The following is a 14,195-nucleotide window of genomic DNA, read 5'->3' as shown; positions in this document are numbered from 1 at the left end:
TTACAATTACTGCTTTACCCATTTAATAGCATCGGCATACACGGTTCGCAGATCACATTCGTCTGTCAAGACTACACTTCCGCCTTCACCTGAGAAATAGTAAGATCCCAGGTAGTTCCATCCTCTTTCAGCATTCGAAAGATTGAAATTGATTTCATCCTTTCCGTCTGCATGATTGATGATGTATTTGTAGGTGAACCTCCGATCTGAACTACCTCTTCTGGTGAACTGGTTCTGGTTTTTACCCATCATGAAGGTGTACAAGTCATAAAATCCTTCTTCTTTAAGGTCAGGTGTCCACTCGGTAATTTTTTCTCCTTTCCCGGATCGGGTGAAATGAGCAGATCGGATGTGTTGGCCATAAAAACTTGATCCGGTGGTCAATCGCCACTTTGAATAAGAGCGTCTCCAGATTCCATAGTATTTCTTGTTGGAAGGGTTTTTCTTATCAAGATAGGCGCGTAGGTAAGTGTCTTTGATTGGACTGAAGAAAGAAAACCCTTCATCCTCATTGTCAACGATCACCTCATACTGCGAAGGCTTGGTTGCTTCTTCAATGACTCTTTCTCCTTCAAATGGAATAGCATTCTCTTTTAAAATGAATTGACCTGGCGAAAGTGTAATGACCGATGGGATATTTTTAGATACCAAGGTGTTGATAGCAATTTGGGTCGGTTCGGTATCCAGGATGAATCCGAACTGTCGAGTTTCTCCCGCTTTGATCAGAGAAGTGTATTCCAATTGAGCAGTCTTTGCTTCCAGGTTTCTTCGTCTGAATGAGAAATTTTCTGAATCACTTTCATCGTCAAATGTCACGGTAAGAACTCCATCATTTAGACCAGTATTTGTTGCATCAAACAATACTTGATATCGCTTTCGATCTCCATCTAGCAATTCATATTGATCCATGTTGTTTATCTCAAAAGAGGGTTGATCAGTTTCTGAATACACCTGATTGATGATCGGATCGATGTCTAACTGGAACGTGTTTAAAATACGATTGCGAAAATCAATATAGGAAGTGAGTTGATGTTGATTGCTGTTGATCCATTGGTATAGAAACTCCTTCAATTCTTCTTCTCCAATCAATTGCTCGAGGTAGGAAAAGAGGTATTGTCCTTTGAGTGAAACAGATTTCTGAATTTTCGAAAAGTCGGTTTCTTGTGTCAGCAGATCCATCAAAGGGGTCTCCTGCATCAGTTGATTACATTCTTCCGTGAAGGAGATTCCATTAATATTTCTGGAAAAATCATTTTCAGGCAATCGCACTTCATTCAGATATTCGGCGATGCCTTTGTTCAATAAGATCCATTCATTGCTTACAATGCCGGAGTTGTAGGCATAGAGGTTGGGGAAGATGGAATAATTCGCTACATCTTCATCTCTACCATCAAAAAACCAATTATCTCCTAGCTGCTTAGTGAATACTTTTTTGATCAATGTATTGAATACATTGGCCTGTTTTTCTTTATCACTCAATACTTGATTTTCTTGCCTGGCCTGGCGTTCCATGTTTCTAAATTGTCTTTTGAAATCAAAATCCCGGATGTTTCCTCCTTTTTCAGGCCAAAGCACGATTTCAGGCTGTACGAAAGCCTGATGACCTTCGTAGATTTTGTTGTAAGCCTTGAATTGGATAGGCACTTCTACAAATAGAAGTCGTTGGAACGGGTAGTCGAGTTGTTGATCATGCTCGTAACTGTTGACCAAGTCTTTGACCAGAATATCTAAGGTGTCACCTAGCTCATTAAGATGTTGTGAGAAATAATCGTTACCCCTGTGATAATAAATTGAGTAAGTTGTGCTGTCAACAAACAATTCCTTCTTTTCATAATCTCCGATAGTCAGTGAAATCTGTGGCAGTGGCGATTCTGGTCTAAACTGATGATAATCACCTACTTTTTCAACATTTCCTTGGGAAATTGGCGTATGGTTTCCAGCCACTTTTACATCGAGTTTGAAATCAATGAATGATCCCAGCTCTTTTACGGGTGATGACAGGCTATAGCCAACCATATTACTTGGATACCAAAGTACATCTTTTGTGAGCAGCGCATAGTCCTGCTGCAAAAAAGCATAGCGTTTTTCTATAGCGTAGATGAAATCTCCATCTATGGTTTCGTAGCGTTTTTGCTCAACTTCTAGATGCGCAGCTTCTTCCAGAATAGTTCCTTGATAGCTGATCTCTACCTCCGACTTTTCCCCTGCTCCAATCCCTTGCTTGAAGGGAATGGAAACAATATGAAGTTCTTTTTTGAATTCAACTTCTTCATTGTTGATGGTTAGTCCGGTTACTTCAAGTCCAGGGTTCAGTGTAAAAAAGAGAGTATCGAGATGAACCTGCGTAGTGTTGGTCACCAGCATTTTCGATGTTCCTTTGATTTCGTTGCCTTGGTGTTCGAGCGTAAGGTGATTCGATAGAATACTGATGTTCGGAGCCTCCGCCCAACGCCCATTTAGCTCAACCATGTCTTCTCGAAGGTCAATTGATCCGTTTCTATATTCCCACAGTGACATCATGATGTAGCCGGCAAAACCAGCGAAGACCAGCATGATGCTTCCCAGAGAAATTTTATTTCTTACATGATTCGAAAGCCGGTCAAGGAAGAAAGCTGATCCAACTAGACATGCGACCCCAGCGGTAAAATAAAATGCGCGCTGAAGGACGATGAATTTTAAATTGCTGAAGCCTGAAATATCGGAAGCCATCAAATTCAGCCGAAATGCCATGTAATCAAAAATGCTGGAATATTTACCGAAGAAATAAATGAGTATGACTCCAGATAGGCCAAGTAAAAGAACAATACTTACCGGCTGATTTCTCAGAAGTGTGACCAAAAGGAAAGCTAGCCCAGTTGTGAAGACGATGGCAGGCATGCTGATCAGCAGTGGATAGAAAACATAAGCGAGTGGATTGAAGTAGGTGATGGGGTTGGTGAGGTTGTAAATCATGCCCATTACGAGGATGACTACATTCAGCCAGAAAAACAATTTAAAGAGTGCCAGTGCTTTGCCAAAAACATAATCAGCATTGGAAATGGCTCTTGCAAAAAACACTTCGTTGGTGTCAATTTTTTTATTCTTTTTCACCAGACCTGTGGCCAGGAAAATGATTGCAGCGGCCTGCGGGATGGCAGACATCAACATATTGGTATAGGCGGGCCCCCAACTATTCGACTTTATGAACCAAGGCGAATCACTAATAGGCGAGAAGGCTGCCATATCGAAGATGAACAAGAAGAAGAGAATGCCAATGGAAAAAATGCGGAAAAACCAATTTCTCCAAAGCACCTTTGATTCATACTTTGAGATGGTCAATATGTTGCTAATGGAAATCATACCAGTGAAACTCCAAGTTCGTTTTCCATAAAAAATACATAAGCGTGCTCCAGATTGGGCTGAATGTTGAATGCTTCAGGATGGGGTTTTTCCATCGAGATTAATTGTGTTTCCCAGGAACCTTCCACGGGTATGGTAGATACCACAGAGTACTTGCTTTTTAAATCAGTAAAATCCTCGTCTTCGACAGTAACTTGCCATACATGGTTTTTCACCTGATCAATCATCCCTTCGGGTGCGCCGCTAAATGCTACCTCACCTTTATTGAGCATGGCCATATTATTACATGTGCTACTTATGTCACCCACAATGTGCGTGGAGAGAATGATCGTTACATCTTTCTGACTCAGATCAGAGAGGATATTTCTGAAGCGAATGCGTTCCTCCGGATCGAGTCCGGTGGTAGGTTCATCGATCACCAATAATCGGGGATTCCCGATCAATGCCTGTGCAATTCCGAGTCTCCTCTTCATTCCACCAGAGAGCTTGTTGGCCTGGCGTTCTCTAACATCTAACAAACCAACCTGATCCAACATGCTATCTACCTCTGCTATTCTCTTCTTTTTTCCCAGATCAGAAGAAAGCATGGCGGCATAATCGAGAAATTCCCATGTTTTAAGCTTATTGAAAAAGGTAAAGTCCTGTGGGAGGTAACCTATCCAGGGGCGAATTTTTTTTCGATGCTGATTGATATCAAGTCCGTCCATATGAATACTTCCGCCAGTGGCCTTCTGCAACGTCACCAGAATTCGCATTAGGCTTGACTTACCCGCTCCATTAGGCCCAAGCAAGCCAAACATTCCACTACCGATTTCAAGGTTGATGCCTTGGATGGCCGCATGCCCGTTTGGATAAACCTTAGATAGTTCTTTGATTTCGATGTTCATAGAGCTGGTGTCTCTGATTGGTTATGTTCAGTTGATGTCGGTTATGCTATTAGAGCAAGTCCGCTTTTGATTTGTTACAGATTGTCGAAAATCCTTTTTCTTATTGAAGAAATATTGTGGCTAGTCAATAAGCCTCATTGAGCTGCTTTTGTCTTTTTTGAATTCAATGTCATTGACACTCCCTGCAAACAAATCCGATTTGTTTGCCATATAACCCTCAAGTCGTCCTATTCTTGATCGGATGGTTGCATCCGAATTGTCCATATTGAGTGTTACTGTGTCAATTTCTCCGTTGTGCATCCTGAATGATGCGTTTGCCGAAGCCTGCAGTAGCAAACGATCAAGGTAGATGTTATTCTCGAAGACGATATTACCCCCGGACTGGATGATGGCCATGATTGGTAGATCCAGATCAGAGAAGTAAACACGTGCCTCATTCGAATGCAATCCAGTGAAGCTGCTCTTCGAGATGAAAATGGTCAAAGAAACACGAACATCTTCGTCCAGCTCAAGCTGATTTAGCGTAAGTGTATCGCCGCTGATCTTGTACCTAAGCCCTGACAACACATTGCCGTCCTTGCTTCTCATTTCGATGCGGGAGGTGTCAGAAGAGCTGATGTAAATGCGCTTACCAATGTCATTCAATTTGATATATCTTATGCCACTGAGTGACTGAGATTCAACCGTTGCATTTTCTCCGGTAAGTCTTCTATCATCGCCTCTTAGCCTTACTTCTGTAAATGCTAAAAGCATGTAAACCATTGCCCCACCAAAGAATCCTATGAGTAGTTTGTTGCTCAGTTTCATGATTTTGAGTTTTTATTTTCCAGATGATTTTTGAGTTCCTGAGTTGTAATTCCAAGCATCGATGCATGTCTGATAAACTCAGGCAGTATTTTTTCAAAAAAGTCCTTTTTCTTACTATCAATGATGATTTTCTGTGCTTCCGGGTTTACGAAATATCCGATTCCCCTTTTGTTTTCTATGATGTTCATGGATTGTAATTCACTGTAGGTTCTCATAATTGTGTTTGGATTAACTCCCATTTCTGAGGCTAATTCACGCACAGAAGGTATTTTCTTTCCTGATTCAAACTCGCCACTCACAACTTTATCTGTAATGGTGTCAGCGATTTGAAGAAAAATGCTTTTTCCGTTCTGAAATTCCATCTTATACCTCCTTTTCTTTGATTTTCAAATAGGCAGTAAAAAGCATAACCACATTGATCAAGATCAATGTCAACGCAGCGAAGCGGACTGCCGCTTCTTCTTTGTTTGGCAATAAAAAGAGCGAATCATTTGGCGTATAATTACTCAGTCCTAGCGGCTCCATCACAACATATATTACAGACCCAAAGGATGTCATAATGATGGCCACTGAAAACAAAGTTTTAATCAATGGCTGCTTTGAAAATATGGCTGCCCCGGTGAAAGGAAGAACGAATACCAAAAGAGACGAGAAGATAATAACCACTGGTAGCCAGAAGCTTTCATCTATAGGGGAAATGTCCATCTCTGCAAACGTTGAAAACCAGATGGGATCAAAATCTGCCTCGCTCACTAACTCAAAAAAGAGACCCTGAAGATTGAAAGTGAGCCAATAGAAAAATGGAAGTAAGAAGAGTGCCAGACCGATTCTGCTGACAAGCTCAAAAAGAAATTTTTCCAACGCAGAGGCTGGCATGGTCAGATAGCTTATCGTACTTTCCTTCGCTCTAAAAGGAGAAAAAGAATATCCGGTGTAGAGTACACCGAAAATTGCACCAAAGGTTAGCAGAAGCTGGAGAAATACATTGATTCCAAAAGCCTCTGCATCATTTCCAAGCTGTCCTAAACTTAGAATGATAAAAACCACCCCGCAGTATCCAACGATTGCATACATAAGAAATTTGCCGTTATGAATCTGATACTGTCGACAAAGCAACAGAAACCGATTCCAGCTAAACGTGTTATTAATTGACATAATCCTTGAGTTTTTGACTGCCCTGGGTAACAGCGTTGAACAATAATTCTATATCCACTGAGGAACTTCCGTTCACTTGTGGAGTAATGACTTTATATCCGCCCGGTACCATCTCACTGTACAGCACATCATCTCCTTCGCTGGTCGTACTTGTGGCAAAGTTCAGACTTGAGGAGATGTCAATCATGTCCTTTTGCATGATAAACTGCCCATTCTCAAGCATCAGAATTCGATCAATCAAATTCTCCACATCTTTCACTTGATGCGTTGAAATAATGACCAATTGATCTTCATCAAGTGAGCCAGCCATGATTTTTCTGAAAATAGCTTTGGATGGAATATCTAGTCCATTTGTAGGCTCATCCAAAACAAGTAGCCTGCATCTGGTAGCCAGCGCAAACGAAATCAGAAATTTCTTCTTTTGACCATAAGAAAGCTTTTGAAGACTTCTTGTTTCGGGCAGCTCAAACTCTGTTGTTAGCTTATCCAATAGCACTTTATCAAACCGTGGATAAAATTTTGAATTTGCTTTGACGTAACTGTCAATGGAGATACCCGGAATATGAAATTCTTCTGAAACAAAATACAGGTCTTGAAGAAATGAAGGTTGCCGCTTTCCTGGATGGTGGTCGTTGACCTTAACCTGACCACTAGTTGGATGAAGCAAGCCTATCATTATTTTCAGGAGTGTTGTTTTTCCGGCACCATTTTTTCCTAGCAAACCTGCTATACTGCCTGGCTGAAGCTCACAGTCCAGGTTTTGGAACAATGATTCTTGGTTCCGGCCATACGTGAAATCGAGTTTATGAATATCAATCATTACTATTGATTTAGTGTACTATCATACTAATACAGTACAACATTAAAATATGTTTCATTCAAATCAAAAAAATCATGATATTTTTTTTTGAAAATATTTTAGTGAAGTGCTTTCATTGCCTTATGGAATGGTTTGCCATTGCTATGAAATATCCATTGGGAGGAGATGTTGTAACATAAAAAAGGGCGACTCCTAGAGCCGCCCGAATCGCAATAGCCATAGCTAATGCTGCCTTAGTTTGCCTTTATTATCCTTGATTTTGTGCGACCAGTGCTTGTTTCTACCTCCAGGATATACATCCCAGGATTAAGCTCAGAGATGTCAATTTTATACTCATCGATCTGCTTAAATGGCATCTCTCGACCATTCAAATCAAATACACTCAATTCTATAGACTCTTCGCTATCGATAATCAAGAAATCGATTACTGGATTTGGGTACACACGTATATCATGTGTGTTTTTAAGTGCGAGTGCTTGTTCTTCTGTAACCTCAAAAGATGTAGTGACCGCAGCAGAATTATAATTGCTGGTTCCTGTCTGATCTACGGTCACTGTTACAGTGCCAACCGAACCATTTAGGTTTATTGTGGCTCCCGATATGCTTGCCGGACCTGAAACGGAATAATCAAGTGATAGACCAGTGCTTACTGATGCGATTACGTCAAAAGGAGCATCAGAAGTTAGCTTATCATCGATCGATTCTACGGTAATGGTTTGATCTGCTTTCCCAATCTCAAAGGTCCGTTGCACTTCTTGGGCAGGGTTGAAACTAGCATCACCAGCCTGATTGGCGGCTACAACGGCAATCCCCGCTCCGTCAATAGTAACAGTATTTCCATTGATCGAAATAGGACCGCTTACAATGCTAAAGGCTACATCAAGATCTGAAGAAGCAGTAGCTATCAGATTAAAAACGGAGGCACCAAAAATTTTATCTGCAATCGCTTCAAAAGTGATGGTCTGGTCCGACTTGGAAGGATCGGAAACATTAAATGAAGTTGATACGGTAGCAGAATTGTAATTTTCACTTCCAGTCTGATTTACTGTTACAGTCACATTTCCGCTTGTTCCTGTGAGCGAGAGGGTGGTTCCACTGATAGTGGCCGGACCTGTTACTTCATAAGTAAGCGATAGTCCTGTGTTCACCGAAGCAGTAACATCAAATGAATTATCTGTGGTCAATTTATCAGAAATGGATTCCAATGTGATTATCTGATCCGCTTTAGCAATAGTGAATGATTGTGTGACTTCAGGAGCCGGGTTGAATTGATCATTCCCAGCCTGATTCGCAGCGATGGTGGCAACCCCGGCCCCATTGATAGAAATCGTGGCGCCACTAACAGAGACAGGACCACTCACCACGCTATAGGTTATTGGCAGATCCGATGAAGAGGTTGCTAACAAACTAAAAGATGCATCTCCAAAAGTGACGTCAGCAATGTCATCAAAACTGATGGTTTGATTTGTTTTTGCAGGGTCTGTCACAATGAATGAAGTGGTGGCTGATGCAGCTAGGTAATTACCATTTCCACTCTGAATGGCCTCAACCACAACCGCTCCGGCAACACCATCCAGAGCAATTGTACTTCCTGAAATAGTAGCAGGACCACTGAGGATTGTGTACTCAAGCTCAAGTCCTGAATCGACAGAAGCGACGATATTAAAGGAAGCATCTGTCGTTACCTTATCTTCAACGGATTCAATGGTAATCACCTGCTCTGCTTTATTGATGGTCAGGGAGACAATTTGGACGATAGCTGAATTGTAGTCATTGTTCCCTTCCTGGTCTGCTCTGATCGAAGCACTTCCAGCACCCAGAATGGTCACTTCATTTCCATCAATTGAAATCGGGCCATTGACCACATCGAATGTTACCGGCAAACCGGAAGAGGCAGATGCTGAAAGTGTAAAAGGTTCATCCCCAAAGGTTCTATCTGCCAACGGTTCGAAGGTAATGGTCTGGTCAAGCTTACCAGCGGTTGTAAAATCCCAATCGTCCCGATTTTCAAGTAAAATGCCAGGGAATCCGTTTCCAGCAGCATCTGTGATGGTATTGGCATTGATCTGAATCCAGTAGTGTGTTTCTCCCTGAAGACTTCCAGGCAGATTGATGGTGATCGTATTTCCATCCAAAACAACGTCTTCTGATGCATAATTGACATTGTACTGATTGACATTGTTATCGTAGAATTTGATCAAAAAAGTGCTGTTCTCCAGCAAGACCTCTTCATCAAACTCAATGACCAGTTCTGTGTCATTTGGCACATTAGTGGCATTGTCGGCAGGTGTCAGGGAAACGATGGAAGGAGCTATAAAATCAGGCTCAGGTTCAGTGGTGAAATACCATGTATCATTATCTGTAATGGTCATCACGCCATGATTTTCAGAAAGAAATGCAAACTCTGATACTCGAACTGCCACCTCGGTGCCGTAGGGGAGATCACTGTTGAGGCTGATCGTGACAGTGTTTCCGGAGGTTGTCATATTAGCAGAGGTACTCACAGTCTGAATAAAAGAACCCGTGGTTCGGTTGTAAAATGTCAGTATCCCGTTTCCAGCTGTGACCGGATTTGAAAATTCAATACTGATGTCCGTATCAATAGCTGCTCCTGTAGACATATGAGCCGGAGTGTACGTTACGGGTTGGGCAAACAGAGCGGGATCAGGTTCAATGGTGAAAACAAACGTGCTGTTGTTGTTAAATCCGTCCGCTGGAACGTCATTTAAGGATCGTATCGGATTGCCCAGCATGGTGATGAAATAGCGTGTGTTGTATTCCAATAAATCGTTCACCTCAAAAATCACCTCATTGCCATCGATCGTGATGCGATCACTTGCATAATCGAAAGCTTCGACTATTTCGCTTCCGGTATATTTTCTGAACGTGTAATTTCCGTTAAATCCTCTTTTTACATCTTCAGCATAAACGATCTTGATTTCCCCGTCGATCGGATTCTTTGTTGAGAAATTTGAAGGGACAAATTCCATCCGTTCAACAAAGTCCCAACTGGTGGTGAATTTCCAGAAGTCTTTGCTTAATGGTTCAATGAAATGATCATTCAAATCTTTGATTCGGTTGTCTACAATGGATACGTACACCTCGACATCTGAAGGAACATCCACGGTAAGTCTTGCTTCCAGTTGATTACCAGTTACGGTTACATTTTCAACAGTTGCGAATGACAAAAACTGATCATCAGAATAGCGATAAACTTCGAGGGCACGATTAGTGGGTAATCCTTCAAGAACGATATCCTTATTAAAAGTGGCATTGAGATAGAGGACATGACCGTTAGAAGAGTTGAAATCCGGCGAAACCGTTTCTATCTCAAGTGGTGTGCCGGTGGTAAAGCTCCATGTGGAGGCATCATTAAATCCTGCAAACCCGTTCCCCACAAGATCCTCAACCACACCAGCAGGAATCTGGACATAAAAACCAGTTTCAGCAAGAAGGTTATTATCAGGGTTGATTGTCAGCTCATTCCCGTTAACACTTACCTGGCCTGATGTAGTGCTGATCGTTTCCCGTACAGCATCATTCGAAGTGAATTTTATAAAGATCAACTGATCGGGTATCAGATTAATGTCTTCATCAAAGGTGATGACGAGATCTTCAGAAACAGATACATTGGTAGATAGGTGCTCGGGACCAAGAGAGCTTATGGAAGGGCCTGTTAAATCGGGTTCTTCCTCTGTGGTAAATATCCAGGTGCTTGCATCGTTAAAACCGAAGTAATTGTTCCCTGCAAGATCAGCCACAGTGCCACTTAAAAACTGAACATAATAGCTGGTCGAATAAGCCAGATCTGTTGGAAGGTTCATGGTCAGCACATTTCCACTTACAATCACATCATCGTCGCTGACGGCAGGGAAGTATTGAACAAAAATGTTGTTGGAAAAATCTCTGACAATGATGTTTCCCTGACTCACTTTCTGAATCGGTTCGTCGAAGGTCAATTGAATTTGTCCAATGTCAATAGGAACATCTGCCGAAGCAGGTGTAGGGGTAAAACTTGTGACAGTTGGTGCGGTTACGTCTGGTTCATCTTCTGTAGTGAACGACCACTCTGTATCAGAAGTGATACCGGTGAAATTGGTATTTGAAAGGTCTGTGACCACTCCTGGGCCTAAGGTCACATAGTATTCCTGAGTGTATTCGAAATCAGCATGAGGAACATTGAGCGTGTTTCCACTGATATTTCCAGCATCCAGAGGGACTACTTCAAAAGTAGGACCACCACCAGAACGTCTGATTACAGCTTGTTTGGAAGCTCCATTTATTCCAATTTGAAAAGCCTGATTGAAAGTGATTGACAGTGTCTGATCTATGGCCACATCGACCGCATCATCCTCCGGAGATAGTGACTCGATATCGAGCGGACCTAATTCGGTGGTAAAATTCCAGTCTCCGGTCAAATTTCCAGCGTAAGGATTTCCGAGCACGTCTGTTATACACGTTGAGCAGATTAAGACATAGAGTTCGGAGTTGTATGGAATCCCTGTGAGACCATATACATGCACATCGGTGGATTCAAATTCAATGTCTTCACTGTCTATTGAAATCGACTGGACAAGAGACTCATCATCAACACGTCTGATTTCTATGTTTCCCGAGCCCGGAATTACATCTTCATTAAACCCAAATGAAAGCCCGTCCTCTTCCAGTTCATCAACAATGACATCTACTTCATCTTCGTCCGGGAATACGTAACTCAGAACCGGAGAGACGGATTCATCATCCATGGTAGTGAATGTCCAGGTGGTCTGATCTAGAATACCTGCAAAGTCATTTCCCGCATTATCTTCTACAGCGCCAACTGATATTCTGAGATTGTAGGTTGTTTCAGGTTGTAAATTTGAAAAGGTGGTAGAAAGTAAGCTGGTGGAGGAACTGCTGTTGAACGTGACATCAGCTCCGTTGATGTCATTACTTTCTATCAGGTTAGTGCCCTCATACAAATCAAATGTCCCTGTTAGTTTAACTGTTGGTTCATCAAAGGTGATTCCGAAACTTTCATTGATAAGAATTCCAGTTGATCCATCGGAAGGGCTAAGCTGCACAATGCCGGGGGCTTGTGTGTCTACAGTAGCGAAATTCCAGGTTGTATCATCGATAAAACCGCCGTATCCATTTCCTGACAGATCCTGGATAATATTGGAGCTGATCTCAATATGGTAGACCGCATTTTCATGTAAGGGAGTTATGTTAAGTGCTCCATCATGATTGAAATCCATAGTGAGAGTTCCATTCAATACAGTCATCCCTGGTGAGTTGGGAAGCATGCTTGTAACGGTAAAATCCCCGGCATCTCTGATAACGACTCCTTTTGTAGCAAGCAGATCAAGTTGAATATCTTCATCAAAAGTGATTTCAAACACCCAATTGTCAACAGCAATTTCTGTTGCATCATCATCAGGATTCATTGAAACAACGGATGGTGGTGTTACATCCTGTGCTTCACTTCGTGAAGCTATGAGCAGGCATAAAAGAAAGAAAAATAACTGAAGGCCGATGAGCCTGTTTTTTGAATTAGTGTGATAGTTTTTCATGGCATTGCGATTATTGATTAATTACAATGTCAATGCTCAGAAAATAGACAAATTATTCTTTCACCCACCCCGGGTGATTTTGACTCGGGAAAATGTTAAGATATTGAAAAAGAGATGGTTGTGGTTTCTATACTTTTGCCAAAAGTGCTTCGAGTGCTTCTTTTCTATTGGATACGCCAAGCTTCAAATAGATATTTTTAAGATGCGTTTTAACGGTGTTAACAGAAACAAAGACCGTGTCTGCGATTTCACTATTCGTCTTATCAGAGATTGCTTCGTTTAGAATCTCATACTCTCTTTCTGAAAGCGGCTTAAAAAGTCCCTCATTAATTTGATCAAGCGTAAGATCAAGCTTTTGGGTTTCACCACCAAAGATGGAGTTGATCTGGACTCTCAGCGTATTGATCTCTTGGAAAAGAAGAGCTTTCTTAAGACGAAATCTTTGTATTAAGAGAAGAAGACCAATTGTACTAAAAACAACAACGGTTGCTATAATGATATAAAGAAATTGTTGAAACCGCTCCTTTCTTTCAATTTCAGTGTTTGCCTCAATAATCTCCTTTTCTTTCTTTGCAGTTTCGTATTTGATTTCCAGTTCCGCGATTCGTTCTTTTGTATCGACAGCATTAAGGGAGTCATTGATGATTAGATATTCATTACGTTCCCTCAGAGCTTTTTTGTAATCATTCCTTTTTAATGCAATTTGATACAACACATCATGTGCAAGCTTTGCTTGCAATGGATAACTATTTGCATTGGATATTGCAAGATTATTTAAAGCCTCAGATTCGGCCATTTCAAATTGTCCATTTTCAAGGTGTACTCTTGCTATTTCTATTGTGGTGCTTGCGATGTTTTCTTGCTCACCTTCCAATTCTGCAAAATATCGGGCTCTTTTGTGGTGATAGAGAGACGAATCTAGCCGATCAAGCTTCTTATGAATATTGCCAAGAGTTTTTTCGATATAAGTTAATAGTACGTAGTTTTTTAGTTTTTCCGCTGATTTACTTGCCTTTGAATTGTGAAGGATGCTCAATTCAAGGCTATCAATTTCTTCATAAACTACGGCCAATCTAAGATTGCCATAAGCGATATCATCAATGTCATTGATTTCGATGGCAATGTCTAAGCTTTTCTGCGAATATTTAATAGCTGCAGTATAATCATCCATTTGGAAGTAGACTCCTCCCATATTCCCAAGTATTGTTGATTCTTCCTCTCTAAAGTCATTTTCTTCTGCAACCATTAGTGCTTCTTGATAAGTCTGGATAGCATTCTCGTATCTGCCTGCGTGAAAAAGCGTTAACCCTTTTGCATTGCCAGCTCTGGTGATCAAGTAGTTAAAACTTTGGGATTCCGAAATCTCAATACTGCGATTTAAATAAAAAAGGGCTGAATCTTCTATCCCTCTTTTACCATAAGCTATGCCCTTTGTAAGTAGATACTTGCTTTGAAGACTGTCAGTAAAGTCTTTAGGAGATTCGATACTGAGCAGAATATCTAATGTCTTTTTGGGATTATTCTCAGCATAAGCTGAATCGAGCAAGTCTACATCGCTTACTTGACCAAATAAAAAGAGTGCAAAAATTGAGAAGAAGAAAAAGCAGATTGGTCTCATTTTTTAAAGTGACATTC

8 protein-coding genes are annotated in these 14,195 nt (G+C 41.2%); all 8 read right to left on the bottom strand.

The window, feature by feature from the left end:
• Positions 1-6 precede the first annotated feature (6 nt).
• On the bottom strand, positions 7-3,339 hold the full coding sequence (locus tag ABJF57_RS10780) for a golvesin C-terminal-like domain-containing protein (protein ID WP_462228877.1): 3,333 nt from the start codon (positions 3,337-3,339) through the stop codon (positions 7-9).
• A complete protein-coding gene (locus ABJF57_RS10775; protein WP_462228874.1) occupies positions 3,336-4,226 on the bottom strand; it encodes an ABC transporter ATP-binding protein in 891 nt (296 codons plus the stop codon). Before ABJF57_RS10775 ends, ABJF57_RS10780 begins: the two co-directional genes overlap by 4 nt.
• A 120-nt stretch (positions 4,227-4,346) precedes the next feature.
• Positions 4,347-5,033: a hypothetical protein gene (locus ABJF57_RS10770; protein WP_462228872.1), complete on the bottom strand. Its 687-nt coding sequence runs from the start codon at positions 5,031-5,033 to the stop codon at positions 4,347-4,349.
• On the bottom strand, positions 5,030-5,395 hold the full coding sequence (locus ABJF57_RS10765) for a GntR family transcriptional regulator (RefSeq protein ID WP_462228870.1): 366 nt from the start codon (positions 5,393-5,395) through the stop codon (positions 5,030-5,032). Before ABJF57_RS10765 ends, ABJF57_RS10770 begins: the two co-directional genes overlap by 4 nt.
• A 1-nt stretch (position 5,396) precedes the next feature.
• Positions 5,397-6,188, bottom strand: coding sequence for a hypothetical protein (locus tag ABJF57_RS10760; protein WP_462228869.1), 792 nt, complete (start codon positions 6,186-6,188; stop codon positions 5,397-5,399).
• On the bottom strand, positions 6,178-7,008 hold the full coding sequence (locus tag ABJF57_RS10755; RefSeq protein WP_462228867.1) for an ABC transporter ATP-binding protein: 831 nt from the start codon (positions 7,006-7,008) through the stop codon (positions 6,178-6,180). Before ABJF57_RS10755 ends, ABJF57_RS10760 begins: the two co-directional genes overlap by 11 nt.
• 233 nt (positions 7,009-7,241) lie before the next feature.
• Positions 7,242-12,560 (bottom strand): Ig-like domain-containing protein, encoded by a 5,319-nt coding sequence (locus ABJF57_RS10750; protein ID WP_462228865.1) that lies wholly within the window; start codon positions 12,558-12,560, stop codon positions 7,242-7,244.
• A gap of 127 nt (positions 12,561-12,687) precedes the next feature.
• Positions 12,688-14,178: a tetratricopeptide repeat protein gene (locus tag ABJF57_RS10745; RefSeq protein WP_462228863.1), complete on the bottom strand. Its 1,491-nt coding sequence runs from the start codon at positions 14,176-14,178 to the stop codon at positions 12,688-12,690.
• Between the last annotated feature and the right edge of the window lie 17 nt (positions 14,179-14,195).

Source organism: Ekhidna sp. (assembly GCF_039940915.1).
In the GTDB taxonomy this organism is placed as follows: domain Bacteria; phylum Bacteroidota; class Bacteroidia; order Cytophagales; family Cyclobacteriaceae; genus Ekhidna.
The sequence above is the reverse complement of the archived record's forward strand: the minus strand, read 5'-3'. Positions and strand labels throughout refer to the sequence as shown.

Coding starts and splice junctions, on each gene's coding strand:
- ABJF57_RS10780 (WP_462228877.1), bottom strand. CDS start 3,339: ATGATTTCCATTAGCAACATATTGACCATCTCAAAGTATGAATCAAAG.
- ABJF57_RS10775 (WP_462228874.1), bottom strand. CDS start 4,226: ATGAACATCGAAATCAAAGAACTATCTAAGGTTTATCCAAACGGGCAT.
- ABJF57_RS10770 (WP_462228872.1), bottom strand. CDS start 5,033: ATGAAACTGAGCAACAAACTACTCATAGGATTCTTTGGTGGGGCAATG.
- ABJF57_RS10765 (WP_462228870.1), bottom strand. CDS start 5,395: ATGGAATTTCAGAACGGAAAAAGCATTTTTCTTCAAATCGCTGACACC.
- ABJF57_RS10760 (WP_462228869.1), bottom strand. CDS start 6,188: ATGTCAATTAATAACACGTTTAGCTGGAATCGGTTTCTGTTGCTTTGT.
- ABJF57_RS10755 (WP_462228867.1), bottom strand. CDS start 7,008: ATGATTGATATTCATAAACTCGATTTCACGTATGGCCGGAACCAAGAA.
- ABJF57_RS10750 (WP_462228865.1), bottom strand. CDS start 12,560: ATGAAAAACTATCACACTAATTCAAAAAACAGGCTCATCGGCCTTCAG.
- ABJF57_RS10745 (WP_462228863.1), bottom strand. CDS start 14,178: ATGAGACCAATCTGCTTTTTCTTCTTCTCAATTTTTGCACTCTTTTTA.